We start from the raw sequence: 20,053 nt of genomic DNA on the forward strand, positions 1-20,053 counted from the left end.
TGCTCTACCGACTGAGCTAGCAAGACATGATTATTTAAAAAAGAATTGAGATTATACAAAAAACATTATTATATGTCAAGAAAAAATTAAATTTTAAATCAAATTAAAGCTATTTTGTCCGCTATTTCTAAGCGAAAAATATAAAATTTTATTTTTAAATCTTCTCAATTTAAAGCCAAAATTTCTTATAAATTTAAACCATTTTTACTTTATAAACCAACAAACAAAACAAAATCAAGCACACAATCCGCTTAGTGGCAAATTTAATCCTTGCCTAAAAACCTTATCGCCATATTTCTTGCTTTTTCTATCTTTTCGGCCTCTTGATTTTGGGCTGCGCTAGAAGATATCCACTTTTTGCCAAATAAATTTTGAGCTGCCTCTATTATAACTGCGCAGGCGTATGGCTCTTTTTCGCTAGAGATGCTTTGCAAAAATGCAACTTTTGTTTTATCTTGCAAGATTGCTTGGCTGGCCCTTTGAAACGACATCTGCATAAGGCTAGCTGCCGCCCATGCCCTGCAAAGGCTATCTTTGCTACCAAGCATCTCGCTTATCAAAATTTCTATTTGCTCTAACGTGCCAACCCAGCCAAGCGCTATTATAAGCTTGCGGCGAAAGGTATCATTTGTCCCTAAAAAAGATATGATCTGAGGGATAAGGCGGTCACAAAACGCGGTGTAAAAATCTCTATGCTTAGACTTAGAAAGGATTTGCGCTATAAGATAGATGGTTTCTATTTTTAGTTTTTGATCGCTCTCTTTGGCTAAGCGCTCAAACAAAAACTCCAGCCCAGCGCCTCCATGCCTATCAAAACTGCTTTCTAAATTTAGCTGCCAGCCCTCATGCCACTCTTTGCAAATGAGCTCATAGTGATACGCTATCTCATCGCTAGCGCCTAAATTTGCGATAAATTTGATCCTTTTGCCGTCCTGAAAATTCTCTTTTTTAAGTCCCAGATACTCTTTTTCAAGATCATTTAAACTTAGCACTAAATTTTACTTTATCATCTCAAGTTTGGCTTTGCAGGCATCTTTGTAAGCACTTGTGAAATTTGAGCCAACGCATTCGTTTAGATAGGGCTTAGCCAGCTTATACTGCTTTTGTCTGATATAAATTTCACTTGCTAAATTTAGAGCATGCAGGCGGTCCTCTGGCTCAAGCTTCATATTTAGTATAAATTTCGCCTCATCAAGCGCCTCATCGAGGTTATCTGTCTTTAGTGAAGCCTCTGAGTAGTCAAAATTTAGCTTTGGTGAAAAGGTATTTATCTTAGCCCTAGTTTGCAGCTCAAGCGCCTTTTTAGCGTAGGTTGCAGCGATAGCATAGTCGTTGCTCTTCATCGCATAGTCACTTATAGCTGCGTACGCCTCGATGATCTTAAAGTCCTGCCCCCTTAGCTGCTCGATCGCGCCAATCGTTGAGACCGCCTCTGTAAAGCGCTTTAGCGCAAGCAACGAGTAAAATCTATCAAAAAGCGATGGCGTAGGATCCGAGTACTCGACCGCTGAGCCAAGCGAGAGCGCGTCGTTTGCCGCAGTGATCGCATGCTCATAGTCTTTATTTTTATATAAAATTTTACTCAAATTTACCAGCCACTCGACTCTATCTTCTAAATTTTCATCCTTTACATGCGCCTTTGCAAGCTCTAGCGCCTCATTGTAACGTGCCGTTCTAAAGTAGCAGTTAAATAGCTTAAACTGTGGCAAAGAGACCTTGCTCACATCGTAGTTTTCGAGTAAATTTACAACCGCTGTGCAGTCATCTTTGATGAAAAACTCTTTTGTTAGCTCAAGCGCAGCCTCATTTACTAGCTCCATCGCCCAGCTTAAATTTTCATCTTTTGCGAGGTTGTTATAAGCTAGCGCATCGGCAAATTTACTCTCTTTTAGATCAAGCTCAAGCTCGCTAATTAGTGCCTTTTGGCTGATATTTGTGCCGGCATATTTTTCGATGAGATCTTTATATCTTGCGTGAAGTGCAGTGGCATTTTTGTCGTCCTCTTCAAAAAATAGCCCATCCTTTGCCTTAGCGACCTCATCGATATAATCGCCATATTTAAACTCTTTTTCGTATCTGTTTAGATACTCATACGCCCTTTTTTCATCTTTGGTTTTGGCTAAATTTAACGCTAAATTTTTTAATGCTGCCTCGTAAAAATCCTTTGTCCTGTCGCTATTATTTACCAAAATTTCATAAATTTTAGCAGCTACGTCTGGCATATCTTTGCTGGTAAATGTATAGGCTAAATTCATCGATTTTGTCGGATCGTTCATGAAAAATTTCTCATTTGCATTTGCGATCTTTAGTACAAATTTCTTTGCCTCTTCAAATTTCTCTTTATCGATATTTGCGTCTGCTAGGCTTAGTGCTGCCCTGCTTGCAAGGTCGATGTCATTTGTAGAGTAGAGCACCTTTTCATAGTCGCTTAGCGCCTCTTTTTGCCTGCCTATTTTATATAGGTAGTCAGCATAATCAAGCATGGCAAGCTTTGTAAATTTTGACTCTGCATGCTCTTCGCTTAGTATGTCAAGCATATATTTTGCATCACTTGCGATGCTATCTTTGAGGTAAGCTCTGGCGATGAGATACAGCACCTCTGGGTAGTTCTCATCAGAGGGGAATTTTCTTATCCAAGCTCTGCCCTCGCTTACGATATCTTTTGGCTCAAGCCCTTCAAACTCGCTCTTTGTCTCAAAAATTTTATCAAGCGCTCTTAGCCTAAAAAGTAAAAACTCGCTTGAAAAAAGGCTGTTTGGGTGCCTTTTCATCGCTGTTTGTGTATCTTTTACCACGCTTTCATAAGCGCCCTTTTCGTAAGCTCTTTTTATATTTATGTAGATGTCTATATCGTTGCTATCAAGCCCAGCAATAGGCGCTTTGTTAAGATCGAGCGCTCCGATGCTTGGACTTAGCATATCTCTAAAATCAGGCGAAAAATTTAGCCCAGATACTCTTTTGTTGTTTTTGCTTAGTGAAGTATCGATGATGATACTAAAGTGCTTTGAGATGGTCGTCTTTGGCGTATCTTGCACGCTTGGACTGCTGTAAAGCTCGGTTTGAACGTTTAGCAGCCTTGAAGGTGCCTTTGGCATGATGACGATAAAGAGTTTACCATCTTGCTTTTTATATTTTATGTCCATTAAAGGCAGCGTCGTATCTTCGATCTTTGGCAAGATCCCATCATCGAGCATACAAACGTAGCGCTTCGTGTCATAGGCTAAAATTTGCTCCACACATTCAAATTCTTTCTCGTCGCTTAGTTGAAGGACGCTATAAGGCTTATTTGCGTTTGCGCCGCTGTTTAGGCTAAGGCTAAAGGCGGATAGATAAAGCGGTAAAAATAAGATGGTTAAGAGCTTTTTCATGCCGCCATTATAGTTAAATTTTCTAAAATCCTGAAGCAAAGACAAAATGCTCAATAAATTCCAAAATCGCCCCAGAAAATAAAAAGGCAAAGACCGTGCCAGCAACGGCAACTCCAACGATCACTTTTAGCGCCATCGAGACGTTTGAGATGTAGATATTTTTATCTTTTACGATAGGCTCTTTTAAAAACATAAAGACAATGAGTTTTAGGTAGTAATAAATAGCAATCGCCGAGTTTATCATGATGATAAGGCTAAGCACGACATAATCAGACTTTATGAGCGATGAGATAAGCACCATCTTGCCCCAAAATACGCTAAAAGGTGGTATGCCAGCAAGGGCTATCATGAAAATTCCCATTATCACGGCATAGCTTGGCAAAATTTTAATAAGCCCTGAAAATTTCTCATACGGGTGCTTAAAGCGCTTGTCCCAGCAGACGACGTCATCGCACCTTGCGACCCAAAGCATAGAAAATGCGCCCAAATTTGCAAACAAAAACATGATCCAGTAGAAAAACAAGGCGACATTTGCCTCGTGAGAATTTGCCACAAGCGCGCAAAGCACGACACCAGCGTGAGCTATCGAGCTAAAAGCGAGCATCCTTTTGACGTCCTTTTGCACTAGCGCCATGATGTTTGCAAGGCTCATCGTAAGCACGGCGATGATGTAGAGCATATCTTTTATCCATGAAATTCCAGAGCCCTCAAGCATCGCAAAAATTCTTAATGCGACGATAAATCCCGCAACCTTTGGCACGATCGACATATAGCCTGCTAGCGGGGCATTTGAGCCCTCATAAACATCTGGTATCCATGTGTGAAATGGTATGAGCGAGAGCTTAAAGCCAATGGCTGAAGCGATGAAAACGCAACCAAGCAAGATGATTAAATTTTGATTTAGGCTAAGATCTTTTATGACAACGCCTATACGAGCGATATCGATAGAGTTTGTTGCTAGATAAAACATCGCTATCGCCATCGCAAAAAAGCCAGCTGAGAGCGAGCCCATCGCGAAGTATTTGATGGCAGCCTCGACGCTTTTTGCTTTGTTATGAAGGGCGATTAGGGTGTAGAGGCAAAGCGAGCTGATCTCAAGGCCTAAAAAGATGATGAGTAGGTTGTTTGAGCTCACCATAAACAAAAATCCAGCGATCATAAATAAAAATAGCGCGTAGTACTCGTAAATTTTATACTCAAAATACTCTTTTGTGCTAAGTGCAAGAGGGATGAAAAGAGCTGAGGCAATTAGGATGATGATCTGCGAGATGATAGAAATTCCATCGACTAAGAGCATATCCCAAAAGCTTAGGCTAAGCCCGTTAAAATCAAGCGTAATGCCTAAATTTACAAATATAGCGATGATACAAAATACGCAGTAGAAATTCCTCGAAAGATCCTTTTTTATCGCTCCAACTATGAGGATAAAAAGTGCAAAAACCATCATGCTAAGCATCGGCGAGAGTGATTGTAGCGAGATCTCGTTTAGGTCTAAAAAGGCTATTTCGTTCATAGTTTGCTCCCGCCATTTAAAGATGAAATTTTATCCTTTGTGCCGCTATTTACAGCTCTAGTTTGCATTTTACTTATGATATTTTGCACGCTTGGCTCAAGTGGTTTTAGTATCAAATTTGGTGCGATACCAAGAATGATTATGAGCAAACAAAGTGGCACAAGAGCGGCTAACTCTTTAAAATTTAGATCTTTTAGGCTTAAATTTTTCTCCTTGCACTCGCCAAAAAAGACCCTTTTATAAAGTACCAGCATATAAACAGCGCCCACGATGATGCTAAAGCCACCAAGTAGCGCAAAGAGCTTGTTTAGCTTAAATACGCCAAGTAGGCTCAAAAACTCGCCCACAAAGCCGATCGTTAGTGGCAGGCCGATACTTGCAAGCGTTGCTATAAAAAATATAAGCGCATACTTTGGCATCACCTTGGCAAGGCCGCCAAATTCGCAAATTTCTTTTGTGTGAGCTCTTTCGTAGATGACACCAACTAACAAAAATAGCGCGCCACTTACGATGCCGTGGCTTATCATTAAAAATATTGAGCCGCCAAGGCCTATTAAATTTAGTGAAAAGATGCCAAGCATGATGACGCCCATGTGTGAAATGGAGCTATAAGCGATCACTTGCTTCATATCGCTTTGCGCGTAGGCAACTAGGGCTGCGTAGATGATCATGATGATAGCTATGACGCAGACAAAGCCACTTAAAAGCAGGCTAGCATCTGGAAAAAGTGGGAGTGAAAATCTCACAAAGCCGTAAGTGCCCATCTTTAAAAGCACGCTAGCAAGCAGCACCGAGCCGATAGTCGGAGCCTGTCCGTGTGCGTAAGGAAGCCACGTGTGAAATGGAAATAGCGGAGTTTTGACGCCAAAAGCGAAGAAAAATGCTAAAAATAGCCAAATTTGAGCATTTTCTCCGATGCCAAGCTTGTACCAATCAAGCAGGTTAAAGCTAAAGACGCCGCTTTTTTGATAGCACAGATAGCCGATAAAAATGATCGCTACTAGCATAAAGACAGAGCCTAAAAATGTGTAGATGAAAAATTTAATCGCAGCGTAAATTCTATTTTTACTGCCAAATGCGCCGATGATGTAAAGAAGCGGTATGAGGCTAAGCTCCCAAAAGCTATAAAACAAGATCATATCAAGCGCGCTAAATACGCCCATCATCGTGCTCTCTAAAAATAGCACGCTAATAACAAGGTGCTTTAAATTTCCATCATCGCTAAGGGCAGCTATAGAGATGAAGCTCATAAATGCGCTAAGGACTATAAGCACAAGCGAGATGGTGTCGATGCCCACAAAATAGCTGATATTTAGGCTTGGTATGAGTGAGACTTGATGCGTTAAAACAAAGTCATAACCCTGAAAATCGACATTTACGCAGATAAAAATGGCTAGCAAAAGCTCGATAAGAGCGATGCTTGCTCCATAAAATTTGATGCTTTTATTTTCTATCAAAAAGCCAAGTATTGCGCTTATTGCTGGAAAAAATATGATAACACTTAGCATTATTTGGCTCCGTTTAATAAAAATATAAAGCTTAAAAGCAAGGCAAATCCTGCGACCATAAATCTAAGCATGACGCTTAGATCTCCACTTTGCATCTTGTTTGCAAGATATGCAAATTTAGTAACCAAAAGTGCGACAAAATCAACACTTCGATCGACTATCATCTCATCAAATTTCTTACAAATTTTAGAGATTAAAGCGTAGCCATTTATAAAAAATTTCTCATAAAATTTTGGTATAAAGTAGGCATTTTGCAAAATTTTGTAAATTTTACTCTCGCAAATGCTCTCTTTAAAAATTTCTTTTTTATAAGCAAACACAGCAAAGCCAGCACTTGCAAGAACCAAAGTAAGCGTTAAAACGAGTAAGAAAATTTCACTACTGTGAGATAAATTTAGCTTAAAATCCCCAAGACTGTTACTTAAAAACTCACTAAAGTTGCTCCAAAAAAAGCCGCTAATGACTGAGAGAACACCAAGCACGCTCATGCCAACAAGCATGTAGTTTTTGGCTTCATGTGCGTGCTCCTCACTCTTTGGTTTTGCAAAAAATACTAGCATGACAAGCCTAAAACTATAAAAAGCCGTAAGCACTGCACCAAATAGCAATACGAGCCACAAAATTTGATCTTCGCTAAAGGCGACCTCTAAAATTTTATCTTTTGAAAAAAAGCCAGCAAATGGATAAAATCCAGCTAGCGCGCAGCTTGCGATGATAGAAAGAAGTGCGGTTGGCTTCATAAATTTATAAAGCCCGCCCATTTTTTTGATATTTAGCTCGTCATTCATCGCGTGCATGACGTTGCCAGCACATAAAAATAGCAGCGACTTGAAAAATGCGTGCGTGACAAGGTGAAAAAGTGCGATCTTGTAAGCCCCAAGACCAGCGGCTACAAACATATATCCAAGCTGTGAAAGCGTCGAGTAAGCGACTATCTTTTTAAGGTCGTTATGCACTAGCGCGATGCTTGCGGCAAATATCGCCACAAATGCACCAAGGCAGGCGATAAAGTGCGAGACTTCGGGCACGTTTGCAAAGATGAAATTTGCGCGTATGACTAGATAGACGCCAGCTGTTACCATGGTCGCGGCGTGAATGAGCGCAGAAACCGGCGTTGGGCCCTCCATGGCGTTTGCAAGCCAAGTGTGAAATGGAAACTGCGCGCTTTTACCCATGGCACCTATGAAAAGAAGTGTGGCGATGATGCCTAAATTTAGCCCAGAAAGGTCGCTTCTAGCGTTAAAAACCTCACTAAATTTAAGTGAGCCAAAGCTATAAAATATATAAAAGATGCCAACAAGCATAGCAAGATCTGCCACTCTGTTCATCACGAAAGCCTCGTTTGCAGCGACGTTTGCGCTAGGCCTTTTATACCAAAAGCCAATGAGCAGCCACGAGCAAAGCCCAACGCCCTCCCAGCCGATAAAGAGCCCTATGAAGTTATCGCTTGAAACAAGGACGTTCATGCAAAAGACAAAGAGCCCAAGGTAGCTAAAAAAGCGGTTAAAACTCGCATCATCTCTCATGTAGCCAATGGAGTAGATATGCACGATGCTAGCGACCACGCCCACGGTGCTAAGCATCACAAGGCTGATCGCGTCAAGGTAGAAGCTAAAGCTAAGATCAAGCGAGCCTAGGCTTATAAACTCTTTTAGGGTTAAATTTAGTGGCTCATCTACGCTAAGACTAGCCGTTAGCATGAGTGAAGCTGTGGCGCTAACGATCATGAGAAGCGAGCAGAAAAGACCGATAAATAAATTCTTACTGCTATGCGAAAAGATGCCAGCTATGATGAAGCTAAGAAGCGGGAAAAATAGCGAAATACAAAATAAAATCATCTCTTAGCCTTTCATATTTGTCATCGAATCTAAACTAATGCTGCCAGTCTTTTTATACCAAAGCACGAGCAGACCTAGTCCCACGGCGACCTCGCTAGCAGCGATGGCTACTATGAAAAATGCGATGATCTGCCCAGTTAGGTCAAAGTAGTATTTTGAGATAGCAGCGAGTGCGATGTTTGCTGAGTTTAGTAAAATTTCGCTTGAGAAAAATAGCATTATCAAATTTCTTCTTCTCATTATGCCAACAAGCCCTATGACAAAGACTAGACTTGCTAGGATGAGGTAGTGAGTAAGGCCTATCATAGCATCTCCTCAAATTTGCTTTGCGCGTTCATATCTTTATGTATCAAGATGATGCCAGCCACCATCGCCACAAGTAGCATGATAGCGCACATCTCAAAGGCTAGCAGATACTTGCTAAAGAGCAAAATTCCAACCGCTTCGATGTTGCCAAGGCTAGTGAGGGTAGAATTTACCACCTCTTGCTTAGCGCTATAGATCGGCGCTAAAAAGATAAATATCAAAAGAAGCGCTATGAAGCTGCTTAGAAGATAGATGATAATCTTTGCTTTTTTGCCGCTTTTTGGCTCGCACTCCTTGCTGGTGTCAAAAAACATCATCGCAAATGCGTATAAAACGACCACCGCGCCTGTATAGACGACGATTTGCACCACGCCTAAAAACTCAGCCCCAAGCAAGAAAAATATAGCTGATATAAAAACCATGCCAGCAGCTAGCGCAGAGACTGCATTTAGGGCGTTCTTGCAAAGCACGCTAAAAGAAAAACTAACTAATATAAGGGCGCTAAAAAGATAAAATGCAAAGCTCTCATACATCGCTTGACCCTTTTAAATTTATATCCATCGTTTCTGCCTTATCTTCATTTGTAAGCGCATTTGGCGTCTTTTTCACTAGGCTACTAGCATTTTTAGGTAGTGCGCCATAGCCCTCAAACTCGGTTTGATCTTTTAGAAATTTATCATCCGTTAAAAACTCAGCCTTTGTGCCAAAGAGGATTTTATTTTCACTTGCGACCTCGTACTCTTGCCCGCAAACTATGGCAAGCTCAGGGCAGACATCAGCGCAAAATCCGCAATAGACACACCTACTTAAATTTATCGTGTAGCTTGCGACCTTTTTGCGGCCATCTTCGCCAAGAGAAGTCTTCATCGAGATGCAGTTGCTAACGCAAATTTTCTCGCATAATCCACAGCCTATGCAGCGCTCATTTTCGCTTTCAACAAATTTTAAAAGCCTATGAATTCCCCTATATCTAGCGTTTAGCTCCATCTTTTGCATAGGGTATTTTAGAGTGTGCGACTTGCTAAAGAGCATCTGCTTTAGCGTGATCTTTAGCCCCACCAAAAGATCAAGCTTAAAAGTAGCGGCGATGAAGTGCTTAAATTTATCAAATGCCCCTTTTGGCTCTATCTTTTCGTCTATCAAAATATATCTTTTCTCACTCATTTTACGCCTTAGATAAGTAGTGCAAAGCCGGTGATTACGACATTTAAGATGCCAAGCGGAAGTAAAATTTTCCAGCAAAGCATACTAAGCTGATCAACCCTTAAATGTGGCCACGACGCCCTAGTCCAAAGGAAAAAGAAAAAGACTAGGCTTGATTTTAAGATGATCATCAAAGCACCCGGGATAAATAAAAACTCATTAAAACCACCTAAAAATAGAAGCGTGATAATGATGCTTGCTGCGATCATGTTTGTGTATTCGCCGATAAAAAACATCGCCCATCTCATACCGCTATACTCGGTGCCGTAACCTGCTACGATCTCGGTCTCGTTTTCTGTTAGGCAAAACGGCGTTCTGTTGCACTCCACAAAGCTTGCCATCACGAAAAGCACGAAGGCAAAGGGCTGCTTGAATATGAGCCAGTTAAATATGCCTTTTTGGTAGTTATTTATATCAACTAGCGAGAGCGAGCTAGTCACCATAACAACGCTTAAAAGTGCCATGCCAGCGACCACTTCGAAGCTAAGAAGCGCTACGACTGCGCGAGCGGCGCTGATTAGTGCAAATTTATTGTAGCTTGCAAGACCTGCTGCAAGTGGCGAAAAGACGCAAACCGCTGCCACGCCAGCGATATATAAAACGCCTACGTTTATGTCAGCAAGTATCGGTCTAATCGTATGTCCAAAAACCTCAAACTCAGGCAAAAATGGTACCGGCGCAAGCGCTGCAAATGCTGCGATAGCAGAGATGAGAGGCGCTATTAGAAAGATAAATTTATTTGCATTTGCTGGGAGGATGTCCTCTTTTGTAAAGAGCTTTATCATGTCAGCCACGATCTGAAGCACGCCAGCAGGCCCCACCATATCAGGCCCAACGCGGCGCTGCATGTAGGCTAGCACCTTTCTTTCAGCGTAGGTCGCAAGCCCTGCAAGGCTAGCCATGACGGCCAAGATGACGACTGCTTTAACAATAGTTGTTATCACGAAAAATAGCATTTCACTCATTCTCTGCCCTTATTATTTTTACGCTAGCGTAGCTTTTGCCTGCAAAAATGGCGCCTACATCAAGCTTTTCATCGTAGTCACCAAGATAGGCCGCCACGCCTCCTAGCTCGCTATCAAGCTCCACACAAATGGCAAGCTTGTGCCCATTTTTTTCTAAAATGATCGCTTCATTTTGTGAAATTTCAAATTTAGCCATAAACTCGCTACTTGCGTAAAGTTTCGCGCGTTTAGCAGTTTGTGTAGCGTAGTTTGCAAAAAACGATGGCAAATTTATAGGATTTGCAAGGCTTATAAGCGCTTCGTATTCTTTTAAATTTAGCTCATTTTTCTCTTTAAAAAGTGGCTCTATATCCTCTTTTGGCGTGAAATTTGAGATTTCAAGCTTGTAGCCTCTGTGGCTTGTGCCATCATTTGCGTAAAAATTTTCTAAATCATCAAATTTAACGCCCTTATAGCCCTTCTCCTTTGGTAGCTGCGCTGTGTAATCAATCGTATTTTTAGCCGCCAGTCCAAGCGCATTTGCGATGTCGTTTAAAAAGTAGCCACCATGAGATAAAGCCGCATTTGTCGGCACTACTTCGTTATTTATGCTTGTAAATGTGCCCTCTTGCTGATTTAGCGCACCAGCGTCAAGGTCGCCCTCAAAGATGCTGAATTTAAACTCGCCCATTTCATTGTATCCTAGCGTCTTGCCAGGCTTTTTCTCGCGTGAAAGCGTGCAAATTTTAGCCACGCCAAGCGAGTTAGTTCGAGGTGGTATTAGCATCACAGCAAAGGGCGTAGCTCTTGCGATCACTCCAGCAAGGGCGGCTAGTAAATTTGCATTTTCATGAGCGTAAAAGTCACTACCCAAAATGAGCGTAAATTTAGCCTTGCCCTCGCTCAAAGTGGCTACTTCTAAGCCAAAGCTCTCTTCAAATTTTTCAACTCTTGCCTGAAGTGCTGCTGGTAAATTTTCGCCCCAGTTTTTAAGCACAAAGAGTAAAATTTGCTCCAACTCCTCAGCCTCATGGCTAACACAGGCGAAATTCTTTGAAAATTTCTTTACCACCTCATCGGCGATGTGATGAAAGTAAATTCCAGCCGCCTTGTTTATCTTAAGGGCGTTGTTTAGCTTATAGCTTGTCACTGGGCTCTCGTGGCGCAAGAAACTACCAGCCGTGATCACAAAGTCGCTATTTTTTAGGCTCTCGTAATCTGCGTTATATGAGCTAAGACCGCTAAATTCGCTAAAAACATTTAAGAAATTTTGAAATTTAAAAGCCTCATCGTTTAGTAAATTTAGATCAAATTTCTCTCTCAAGCGCTCTAAAATAAGCGCCTCTTCATTTGTTATGAAGCTATTAAATTTTATATTTTTTATATTGCCGTTTTTGAAATTTGAGATGAGCTCGTTAAATTTCGTCTCATTTTTACGCGCATTTTCGTTGTGAAAGTCGTAGGCAAACCTTGCAGCGCCGCTTATCTCGCCGAAGTGAAAGTCGTTGCTAACGCGGTAAATTTGCTTGCTTCTATCGCTAGTGTTTTTCTCTTTTACGTCATAAAAAATTAGTTCGCAGTCGCTTTGGTGCGGATTTGCCGCTGGTATGCGGCTTAGCTCCCAAACGTTTGAGCTATACTGAAAATTTGAGCTAACAAGCGCACCTACTGGGCAGACGCTGATACACTCACCGCAAAACGAGCAGTCTAAATTTTCGCCCACGCTTGGAGCAATTAAGCTCTTTTGCATCTTGCTAAAGACGGCATAGGCATCTTTTGGCATGCTCTCTTTTAGCTCTTTTGGCACCTCAACGCCTCTTGACACCGTTTTTAGCGCACTCTCGCCTATCTTATCTTTACAGACCGTCACGCACCTCTCGCAGACCACACAAAGGGCTGGATCGTAGTTTATAAGCCCCCATTTTTTGTGCGGTTTGTGCGTGTCTGTAATGGCAAAATTTTGCCCTTTTACATTTAAGATCGTAGTCAAATTTTGCAGCTCACACTCGCCGCTTTTGTCACAAACACCGCATTGAAGGGGGTGATTGACGCAGTAGGTCTGCATGATCGCATTTCGCTCAGCAGCGATCTCTGGCGTATTTGTGTAAATTTGCATATCCTCTTTGGCTTTGGCGTTGCAGCTATAGACCACTTTGCCGTTTGCCTCGACCATGCAAAGCCTGCAAGCAAGCGTTGGCGAACAGCCACTAAGGTAGCAAAGCGCAGGGATGTAGATGCCATTTGCCCTTGCGATGTTTAGGATGCTCTCGCCCTCGTTTGCCTCTAAAATTTGATCGTTTATGGTGATTTTCATTTGCTAACTACTACTTGTTTAAATGCATATCCATCAAATTTTTTTGCGCCAAGCAGGGCAACCGTGCCTTTTAGCGTTGGGTCAAGCCTAAATTTAGCCCTCACGCTAAAGTCTTTTGCCTTTAAATTTAATGTTTCGCCATCCTTTGCCTTTGCGACAATGCCAAACTGCACGCCGCCCACGATCTCGTCGCTTGCATTTTTGTTTAGATAGACGACCGCTCCGTCAAAATTGTCAAGCTCTCTTAGCTCGCCAACTTCACCGCCTACTGCAAATTCTTTGACCTCACCGCCTGCTAAGACGACATTTTTGCCTAAAATTTCAAGTAGCCAAAAGATCGCCTCTTTGTCTGGATGAGCAAAGAGTGAGTCATCTATGATCACGTTTTTAACGTCCTTTATCCACTCGCCAAGCTCCTCAAACTCCTCCTCGCCCACGTTGCACTCACCACTTATGAGCCCATCATCAAGCTCGTCAAAAAACTCATTTTGCACCAAATTTGCATACTTACAAAGAAGCGCCAAGACGTAGCTTATCGATCCTATCTCGCAGCGGATCAAATTTTTACTGCCAAGCTCGTTATCCTCGAAGCATGAGATATATTTAAACTCGTGCTCTTTTATCTTTTTTGCTAAATTTTTGTCGCTCAAACTTAGTAAATTTGCGATACTTAGGCTCTTGCCTGCTACTAGATCATTAAATTTCATATCTTACCCTTTTTTATCGTTAATGCCCAATCAACTTGGTTAAATTTAAGCGAGTTCATCACCTCGCAGTTTAAGTTATAAGCCAAATTTACGGCCTTTGTTACACCGCTGTAATCACCTATCTCAAACAAAAATATCACCACTTCGCCTGGCTCGCTCGCCTTTATCTGCTGTCCAAGAGCGCTTAAAAACTCGCCCTTTAGATGCCTAAGATCGACCCTTCTCATCTATCAACCTCGCCTAAGATGATATTTGTGCTGCCAATTATCGCAGCCACATCTGCCACGTACTGCCCAACTAGCATATCTTCATAAATAGCGCAGTGCCAAAAGCTTGGCGTGCGAATTTTTAGGCGATACGGGCTTGCGCTGCCGTCTGAGTTTATATAAATTCCAAGCTCGCCCTTTGGCGACTCACTAGCAAAGTAAATTTCACCCTTTGGTGGCTTTAGTCCCTGAGTTATCAGCACAAAATGCTGCATTAATGAGTAGTTTTGGCTCATTATCTGCTCTTTTGAAGCGCTCACAAACTCTGGCGCATCGGCGATGATGGCTGGACTACTTGTCTGATACTTGCTAACGCACTGCTTTAAAATTTTCACGCACTCGCGCATCTCTTTCATATAAAGTAGGTATCTTGCGTAGCAGTCGCCCTTGGTGGCGTAAGGCACGTCAAATTCTAGCTCGTCGTAGATGAGATATGGCTCTTCTTTTCTGATGTCGCGTGCGATGCCACTTGCTCTTAGCATGACGCCAGAGCAGCCGCTACTAAGGGCTAGCTCTTTGCTAACTACACCCACGTCTATTAGCCTTGCTTGCCAAATTCTATTTTCACTTAGCAAATCTTCGTAAAGCGTGATGTCGCTTGGAAATTTCTCGCAAAATTTAAGCAGCTCCTCACACCAGCCATCAGGCAGATCAAGCGGCACACCACCGATCCTTATCGAGCTATGCGTTAGCCTTGCGCCGCAGTATTTTTCTATGAGATCAAGGACGTATTCGCGCTCTCTAAATGCGTATAAAAAGACGCTCATTGCCCCCACGTCAAGGGCGTGCGTAGCTAAAAATAAAAGGTGCGAGCTGATGCGGTTTAGCTCCAAAAGCATCACTCTAATGAACTGCGCACGGCGAGGCACTTCTATAGCACAAAGCTTCTCCACAGCCGCGCAAAATGCGTAGTTATTGGCACTTGAGGCGATGTAGTCCACCCTGTCAGTCACTGGGATAAATTCCTGATAGGTCATATTTTCAGCCATCTTTTCAACACCTCGGTGCATAAAGCCAACCTCTGGCATAGCGCGCACGACCTTTTCTCCGTCAAGCTCAAGCACAAGCTTTAGCTGTCCGTGTGCGCTTGGGTGCTGTGGGCCAAAATTTAGTATCATCTTGCCATCATTTTGCTCAAATTCTAAATTTTCAAAAAATGGTTTTAAGCGGTTTGGTGCCTGGCTCAAGGTCTTTCCTTTACTATCTGGCTTTGGTTAAATTTAGCCTTTTTGACAAATCTCACGCCACCTTCTTCTTGATACTCGTACTCTTCATTTTCGTCAAACACACGTGAAAATCCAAAGGTATCTTTCTCGTTCACAAAGGCTGGGTCGCGGTTCTCTTCGCCGATCTGCTCTCTAAATTCACTCCCAAAAATTTTATCCACCTCGTACCATTTAGCAGCCTCGTCGCCAACTAGCGGATAGCTCTTTAAAAGCGGGTGCGAGTGCCAGTCATCAGGCATGATGAGGCGCTTTAAGTTTGGATGATCTTTGATGAGAACGCCGCTTAGATCATACATCTCGCGCTCCGCCCAGTTTGCGCTTTTATAAAGCTTGCAAACGCTTTTTAGCATTTCGTCCTTTTTGACAAAGCATTTTACGCGTGCGCGCCTATTTTTGCTAACACTTAAAAGCTGATAAAAGACCTCGTATCCACCTTTTTGCGCTATATAATCAATCGCCGCAAGCTCACAAAGCTGCTCGTAGCCAAAGCCTTTTAACGCTTCAAGCGCTTTAAAATTTTCACTTGAATTTACGTAGAGAACAAGCTGATCAAACTCCACGTAGCTAGATAAAATTTGCACTCCGCTTTGCTCTAAAACAGCCAGCTCTTCGTCAAATTTAGAGCCACTTGCTGCTTCTTTTGGCGTCTGCTTGGCGATATAAAATTTCTCGCTGTAATACTGCTTTTTTTGCAGGTCGTTTTTTGGCTTATACTCTCTCATATCTCAAACTTTCTTGGCTTTTGCGCCCTAAATGCACTTTGTTTTCTTATCTTTTTTTGAAGCATCATAAGTGCGTATTGAAGCGTCTCTGGGCGCGGGGCACAGCCTGGGATGTAGATATCAACTGGGATTATGCGATCTACACCTTGAACGGTTGAATAGGTGTTAAACATACCGCCAGTGTTTGCGCAGCTACCCATCGAGATGACCCACTTTGGCTCAGGCATCTGATCATAAAGGCGCCTTGTAAATTCAGCGTGCTTTTTAGTTAGCGTGCCAGCTATGATCATCACTTCTGAGTGCCTTGGACTAGCGCGAAATATAGTGCCAAATCTATCAAAGTCATATCTGCTCGCGCCACTTGCCATCATCTCGATCGCACAGCATGCAAGCCCGTAGCTAAGCGCCCAAAGCGAGTTGCTCCTGCCCCACTGCACGAGCTTATCAACGGTCGTTAAAACCACTGGCAGACCGCCATTTGCAGCGTAGTTTATCTGATGCTTTGCCATTTAAAGACTCCTTTTTGCCAAGCGTAGGCAAAGCCGATGAGTAAGATCGCTACAAAAAGCAGCATTTCTATGAGCCCAAATAGCCCAAGCAGCCTAAAATCCACCGCCCACGGATACATAAAAATGACCTCAACGTCAAATAAAATAAATAAAATTCCATAAAAAAAGTAGTGGATATTTATCTTATTTGGCTGTTTTACGGTTGTCGGTCCGCACTCGTAAAAGCCAACTTTTAGGCGCTCAGTGTTGCGGTTGGCTAGCTTTTTGCTTATCTTTGAAGATAAAAATGTTATCAAGCTAAACGAACAAGTAGCTAACAAAAGTATGATAAAAGCGCCAAGATAGGTGCTGTCAAGCTCTGAGTGTGACATACTTCGCCTTTTTTAATTTTTCAAAATTCTACTAAATTTAAATTTATTTGATCTTGAAATAGCTCAAGAGTAGCGCACTCAAATCTCTTTTTGTGTAAAAAATACTCTTATTTTATCTTCTCCACAGCGTCTTTTGCAGCACTTATGCGCTCAGCCTCATCAAGCTCGCGCACAAAGCCATCTTTTACTAAAATGATCCTAGTTGCCACGTCAAAGTAGCTATCATCGTGGCTTACAGCGATGACGCTTATGCCTTTGCTTTGCAAAAACGGCAAAATTTCTTTATAAAATTTACGCTTAAATAATGGGTCTTGATCGGCCGCCCACTCATCGAGGATAAGGATAGAGCGGCGCTCTAAGATGGCTATTAGCAGGCTTAGGCGCTTTCTCTGACCGGTTGAGAGCTGAGTGGTGCTAAGTTTATTATCAACGACACTTACCTTTTTATCGATCTCAAGCATAGCTAAGAGCCCCTCTATATCGCTTTGGCTAGCAAAGCCGTCACGAGAGAGCGTTTGCGAAAATAGATAAAAATCAGCAAAAATAGCGCTTATCTTTGCTTGATAGCTTTGTAAATTTGCCTCATCTATCTTTGTGCTATCAAGGTAAATTTCACCGCTGCTTGGGCGGATAAGTCCGCAAAGAATGTTTATAAGCGTGCTTTTGCCGCTGCCATTTTTACCGATGATAAATGTTATCTCGCCGCGTTTGATCTCTAAATTTACATCATTTAGGCTAAATTTGCCGTGGTCGTAGTTGAAATTTATATCCTTTAGCCTGATGCTTTGCCACTCATCGCTTAGGCTATCATCAAATTTAAAGCCTTCTTTAAATTCATTTAAATTTAAACTCATGATCTTTTCCAAGCTAACCTTTGCGCTAAGTGCGGCTGGTATGGAGCCAACCATACTCATAAATGAGCCTCTTAAAAATAGTATCGTTAGGCTGATACTAAGTGCTGTTTGCAGGCTCGCCCAGCCAAATGCCACGCACAAAAATACACAAAGTCCGACTGAGCCAAGGAGCATCACGTTTGTGAAATTATCACTTAGCGCGTGAAATACGTCAGCTTTTACCATGCTTTGGCGCTTCTTATCGCCTGTCAAATTTAACTCATCAAAGCAAATTTGAGCTCTTGCTCTGTTTAGACTAAGCTCTCTATGCCCCTCAACGATGTCGTCGTAGTGCCTTTGCAGCGCGTCATCTTGCGTCCTTGAGTCTTTAAAGTAAAAATGGATCTTTTTCATCAAAAGCGTGTTTATAAAAAGCGTCGCACCGATCCAAACGGCTAGAAATATAAAAACTTTTGGCGCGATCACGCAAAGATAGATGCTAGCGCAAACGATGAAAACTAGGCTTTGTATGAAGCCAGTAGCACTCATAAAGGCAAATGTGATCGTTTTTATGTCGTTATTTAGACTTGCTATGATCTTTGCCTTGCCGATCTCGTTTATCACGCTATTTGGCGTGTCTAAAATTTGCTTTACGCTTTGATATCTAAGCTCGTAGATAAATTTATGTCCAAAATTTGTAAGCGAGATGTTTGCAGCGATGGCGCTTAGAAAAAAGAGAAGCAAAACAACTATAAATTTAACCGCCAAGGGAGCGCTAAATTCTTTTAAATTTACAAGTTCGTTGTTTATAAAAGAGAGCGTCCAGACGCCAAGCCCGCTAAAGGCAAGCGTCAGGATCACTATTTTTATTATTGAAAAAAGATTGCTTTTTATTAAATTCGCAAGCATTACATCGCAGCACGTGGCTGGATGATGTTTTGATCAAATTTTTGCTCGGTATTTTCACTCATGATGTGAAGCACCTTGCTGCGTTTGATCTTCGCGTCATCCTTAAATATCGCGCGCACCTTGTCCATGCCAGCATAGAAGTCTCGCATAAGCACGACGCAGATGTATTTGCCAAAAAACGTTGGCTTGATAACGCCATTTTCTTCGTAGATCGCATTTACTAGCTTTAGCAAGCTAAGCTCGACAAATAGGTCTTTGTTGATGTTTGCGTTGTTTTGCTCATTATAGGTTTTGATATCGACGGCGCCGTCAAAAAGCCTTGTTAAAAATGTATATTTTAGTCTCTCTTTTTTGCTAAATGCGCATTTTGCGATGACTGGGCTTTGTCTATCTTTGACCTTTCTGCCGTAGTCAAGTAGGTTAAATGCATTTATCACAAGCTCGCCATTTAAGAAGCTAAACGCGCCACTACCAACGCCCACATACTCTAAATTTGAGCCTACATATTCGTCGCGAAGGTCTGCGCTTTTTTCATTTGAAAATGCCCAAGCGTTGCTTTGCCTGTAGCCGCCTTTAGCAAATTCGCTCACGATGATCTCGTAAAATTCGCGCTCGTTATCGACATTTGAGACGCCAAGTGCGCGAGCGATGTTCTCTCTTGTTAGCTCTGATTTCATGAGCGGATAGAAGGTGATTTGCTGCGGAGATATTGATTTTGCAGTGTTTATGTCGTTTATTAGCTGCTCTTTTGTTTGATTTGGTAGGTTAAAGATGAGATCTAGGCTGATGACTGGTATCTTGCCGATAGCCTGCTCAAGCTTTCTTTTTGTCTCTTTGGCCGAGCCAAATTTATCGTATCTGCCAACTCTTTTTAGCGTCTCATCATCAAAGCTTTGCACGCCTACGCTTAAGCGGTTGATGAGCCCATCAAAACGGCTTAAACTCTCTGGCGAGATGTGATTAGGATCGCTCTCAGCTGAGACGTCCTCTATGCTAAAGAGATCTTTTGCTAGTTTTAGCGTTTTTTCAAGCTCTGGCTCGTTTATAAGCGTCGTGCCACCGCCCACATAAAGCGATGTAAAGTCAAAGCCAGCCTCTTTTACCTGCCTCATCTCCTCGCGTAAATTTTCAAAGTAAATTTTCGCAAGCTCCTGCTCGTAGTGGTACTTGTGAAACGAGCAATACGGGCAAAATGTGTGACAAAATGGCACGTGAGCGTAGAGCATATACTTTTTGTCTTTTTTTGGAGTTTTGGTGTAAGTCGTGTTTAAAATGTCTATGTTAAATTCGTTATATAGCGATTTTTGTATAGAATTATGAGCGTAATTTACAGCAAAACTCTCAATGATATTTTTAAAAATCATAATTAATCGCCTTAAATAAGTTAGTTTTAATTTAGTCCATTAGGATAGCCAAATTTTAATAAATTTAGCCTTGCATTAACGTAAATTTTGAGTAAAAAATGCAATCATTTTTTAAATTTTCTATTTTTACAAACCTGCGATTTTTACATATC

The 20,053-nt window shown here is 41.9% G+C and carries 18 protein-coding genes; all 18 read right to left on the bottom strand.

From position 1 onward, the window contains the following. Positions 1-263: 263 nt before the first annotated feature. Positions 264-992: a HEAT repeat domain-containing protein gene (locus UNSWCS_RS09010; protein WP_021088244.1), complete on the bottom strand. Its 729-nt coding sequence runs from the start codon at positions 990-992 to the stop codon at positions 264-266. A gap of 6 nt (positions 993-998) precedes the next feature. Next, the gene (locus UNSWCS_RS09015; RefSeq protein ID WP_035143824.1) at positions 999-3,368 is read right to left on the bottom strand and encodes a hypothetical protein; all 2,370 of its coding nucleotides are present in this window, start codon (positions 3,366-3,368) and stop codon (positions 999-1,001) included. A gap of 22 nt (positions 3,369-3,390) precedes the next feature. Further along, a complete protein-coding gene (nuoN, locus tag UNSWCS_RS09020; RefSeq protein ID WP_004317979.1) occupies positions 3,391-4,881 on the bottom strand; it encodes an NADH-quinone oxidoreductase subunit NuoN in 1,491 nt (496 codons plus the stop codon). Beyond that, the gene (locus UNSWCS_RS09025) at positions 4,878-6,389 is read right to left on the bottom strand and encodes an NADH-quinone oxidoreductase subunit M (protein ID WP_021088264.1); all 1,512 of its coding nucleotides are present in this window, start codon (positions 6,387-6,389) and stop codon (positions 4,878-4,880) included. Before UNSWCS_RS09025 ends, nuoN begins: the two co-directional genes overlap by 4 nt. Further along, positions 6,389-8,227 carry an NADH-quinone oxidoreductase subunit L gene (nuoL, locus tag UNSWCS_RS09030; protein WP_021088241.1) on the bottom strand — a complete coding sequence of 613 codons (1,839 nt, stop codon included), beginning with the start codon at positions 8,225-8,227 and terminating at the stop codon, positions 6,389-6,391. The genes UNSWCS_RS09025 and nuoL overlap by 1 nt, the downstream gene beginning before the upstream one ends. 3 nt (positions 8,228-8,230) lie before the next feature. After that, the gene (nuoK, locus tag UNSWCS_RS09035) at positions 8,231-8,533 is read right to left on the bottom strand and encodes an NADH-quinone oxidoreductase subunit NuoK (RefSeq protein WP_004317991.1); all 303 of its coding nucleotides are present in this window, start codon (positions 8,531-8,533) and stop codon (positions 8,231-8,233) included. Continuing rightward, a complete protein-coding gene (locus UNSWCS_RS09040) occupies positions 8,530-9,066 on the bottom strand; it encodes an NADH-quinone oxidoreductase subunit J (protein ID WP_021088245.1) in 537 nt (178 codons plus the stop codon). The genes nuoK and UNSWCS_RS09040 overlap by 4 nt, the downstream gene beginning before the upstream one ends. Further along, complete coding sequence (gene nuoI / locus UNSWCS_RS09045; protein ID WP_009294977.1) at positions 9,059-9,697, bottom strand: NADH-quinone oxidoreductase subunit NuoI; 639 nt, start codon at positions 9,695-9,697, stop codon at positions 9,059-9,061. The genes UNSWCS_RS09040 and nuoI overlap by 8 nt, the downstream gene beginning before the upstream one ends. Before the next feature lie 8 nt (positions 9,698-9,705). After that, the gene (gene nuoH / locus UNSWCS_RS09050; RefSeq protein WP_021088262.1) at positions 9,706-10,701 is read right to left on the bottom strand and encodes an NADH-quinone oxidoreductase subunit NuoH; all 996 of its coding nucleotides are present in this window, start codon (positions 10,699-10,701) and stop codon (positions 9,706-9,708) included. Continuing rightward, positions 10,694-12,994: an NADH-quinone oxidoreductase subunit G gene (locus UNSWCS_RS09055; RefSeq protein WP_021088243.1), complete on the bottom strand. Its 2,301-nt coding sequence runs from the start codon at positions 12,992-12,994 to the stop codon at positions 10,694-10,696. The genes nuoH and UNSWCS_RS09055 overlap by 8 nt, the downstream gene beginning before the upstream one ends. Continuing rightward, positions 12,991-13,701, bottom strand: coding sequence for a hypothetical protein (locus UNSWCS_RS09060; RefSeq protein ID WP_021088257.1), 711 nt, complete (start codon positions 13,699-13,701; stop codon positions 12,991-12,993). Before UNSWCS_RS09060 ends, UNSWCS_RS09055 begins: the two co-directional genes overlap by 4 nt. Continuing rightward, positions 13,698-13,928: an NADH-ubiquinone oxidoreductase subunit E family protein gene (locus tag UNSWCS_RS09065; protein WP_021088253.1), complete on the bottom strand. Its 231-nt coding sequence runs from the start codon at positions 13,926-13,928 to the stop codon at positions 13,698-13,700. Before UNSWCS_RS09065 ends, UNSWCS_RS09060 begins: the two co-directional genes overlap by 4 nt. After that, positions 13,925-15,154, bottom strand: coding sequence for an NADH dehydrogenase (quinone) subunit D (gene nuoD / locus UNSWCS_RS09070; protein WP_021088250.1), 1,230 nt, complete (start codon positions 15,152-15,154; stop codon positions 13,925-13,927). The genes UNSWCS_RS09065 and nuoD overlap by 4 nt, the downstream gene beginning before the upstream one ends. Further along, positions 15,151-15,915 (bottom strand): NADH-quinone oxidoreductase subunit C, encoded by a 765-nt coding sequence (locus UNSWCS_RS09075; RefSeq protein WP_021088267.1) that lies wholly within the window; start codon positions 15,913-15,915, stop codon positions 15,151-15,153. The genes nuoD and UNSWCS_RS09075 overlap by 4 nt, the downstream gene beginning before the upstream one ends. After that, a complete protein-coding gene (locus UNSWCS_RS09080; RefSeq protein ID WP_021088254.1) occupies positions 15,912-16,424 on the bottom strand; it encodes a NuoB/complex I 20 kDa subunit family protein in 513 nt (170 codons plus the stop codon). Before UNSWCS_RS09080 ends, UNSWCS_RS09075 begins: the two co-directional genes overlap by 4 nt. Continuing rightward, entirely contained in the window at positions 16,406-16,795 is a 390-nt protein-coding gene (locus tag UNSWCS_RS09085) for an NAD(P)H-quinone oxidoreductase subunit 3 (RefSeq protein WP_012001119.1), read from the bottom strand. Before UNSWCS_RS09085 ends, UNSWCS_RS09080 begins: the two co-directional genes overlap by 19 nt. 107 nt (positions 16,796-16,902) lie before the next feature. After that, complete coding sequence (locus UNSWCS_RS09090; RefSeq protein ID WP_035143823.1) at positions 16,903-18,537, bottom strand: multidrug ABC transporter permease/ATP-binding protein; 1,635 nt, start codon at positions 18,535-18,537, stop codon at positions 16,903-16,905. Then, positions 18,537-19,901, bottom strand: a complete 1,365-nt coding sequence (locus tag UNSWCS_RS09095; RefSeq protein ID WP_021088255.1) for a coproporphyrinogen III oxidase family protein — start codon at positions 19,899-19,901, stop codon at positions 18,537-18,539. The genes UNSWCS_RS09090 and UNSWCS_RS09095 overlap by 1 nt, the downstream gene beginning before the upstream one ends. Positions 19,902-20,053 lie beyond the last annotated feature (152 nt).

This window comes from Campylobacter concisus UNSWCS (genome assembly GCF_000466685.1).
In the GTDB taxonomy this organism is placed as follows: Bacteria; Campylobacterota; Campylobacteria; order Campylobacterales; family Campylobacteraceae; genus Campylobacter_A; species Campylobacter_A concisus_A.

Bases quoted from the DNA above. Each gene is read 5' to 3' on its own strand.
- UNSWCS_RS09075 (WP_021088267.1), bottom strand. From the start codon at position 15,915: ATGAGAGAGTATAAGCCAAAAAACGACCTGCAAAAAAAGCAGTATTAC.
- UNSWCS_RS09095 (WP_021088255.1), bottom strand. From the start codon at position 19,901: ATGATTTTTAAAAATATCATTGAGAGTTTTGCTGTAAATTACGCTCAT.
- nuoK (WP_004317991.1), bottom strand. From the start codon at position 8,533: ATGATAGGCCTTACTCACTACCTCATCCTAGCAAGTCTAGTCTTTGTC.
- UNSWCS_RS09090 (WP_035143823.1), bottom strand. From the start codon at position 18,537: ATGCTTGCGAATTTAATAAAAAGCAATCTTTTTTCAATAATAAAAATA.
- UNSWCS_RS09060 (WP_021088257.1), bottom strand. From the start codon at position 13,701: ATGAAATTTAATGATCTAGTAGCAGGCAAGAGCCTAAGTATCGCAAAT.
- UNSWCS_RS09055 (WP_021088243.1), bottom strand. From the start codon at position 12,994: ATGAAAATCACCATAAACGATCAAATTTTAGAGGCAAACGAGGGCGAG.
- UNSWCS_RS09015 (WP_035143824.1), bottom strand. From the start codon at position 3,368: ATGAAAAAGCTCTTAACCATCTTATTTTTACCGCTTTATCTATCCGCC.
- nuoH (WP_021088262.1), bottom strand. From the start codon at position 10,701: ATGAGTGAAATGCTATTTTTCGTGATAACAACTATTGTTAAAGCAGTC.
- nuoN (WP_004317979.1), bottom strand. From the start codon at position 4,881: ATGAACGAAATAGCCTTTTTAGACCTAAACGAGATCTCGCTACAATCA.
- UNSWCS_RS09040 (WP_021088245.1), bottom strand. From the start codon at position 9,066: ATGTATGAGAGCTTTGCATTTTATCTTTTTAGCGCCCTTATATTAGTT.
- UNSWCS_RS09085 (WP_012001119.1), bottom strand. From the start codon at position 16,795: ATGTCACACTCAGAGCTTGACAGCACCTATCTTGGCGCTTTTATCATA.
- nuoL (WP_021088241.1), bottom strand. From the start codon at position 8,227: ATGATTTTATTTTGTATTTCGCTATTTTTCCCGCTTCTTAGCTTCATC.
- nuoI (WP_009294977.1), bottom strand. From the start codon at position 9,697: ATGAGTGAGAAAAGATATATTTTGATAGACGAAAAGATAGAGCCAAAA.
- UNSWCS_RS09025 (WP_021088264.1), bottom strand. From the start codon at position 6,389: ATGCTAAGTGTTATCATATTTTTTCCAGCAATAAGCGCAATACTTGGC.
- UNSWCS_RS09065 (WP_021088253.1), bottom strand. From the start codon at position 13,928: ATGAGAAGGGTCGATCTTAGGCATCTAAAGGGCGAGTTTTTAAGCGCT.
- UNSWCS_RS09080 (WP_021088254.1), bottom strand. From the start codon at position 16,424: ATGGCAAAGCATCAGATAAACTACGCTGCAAATGGCGGTCTGCCAGTG.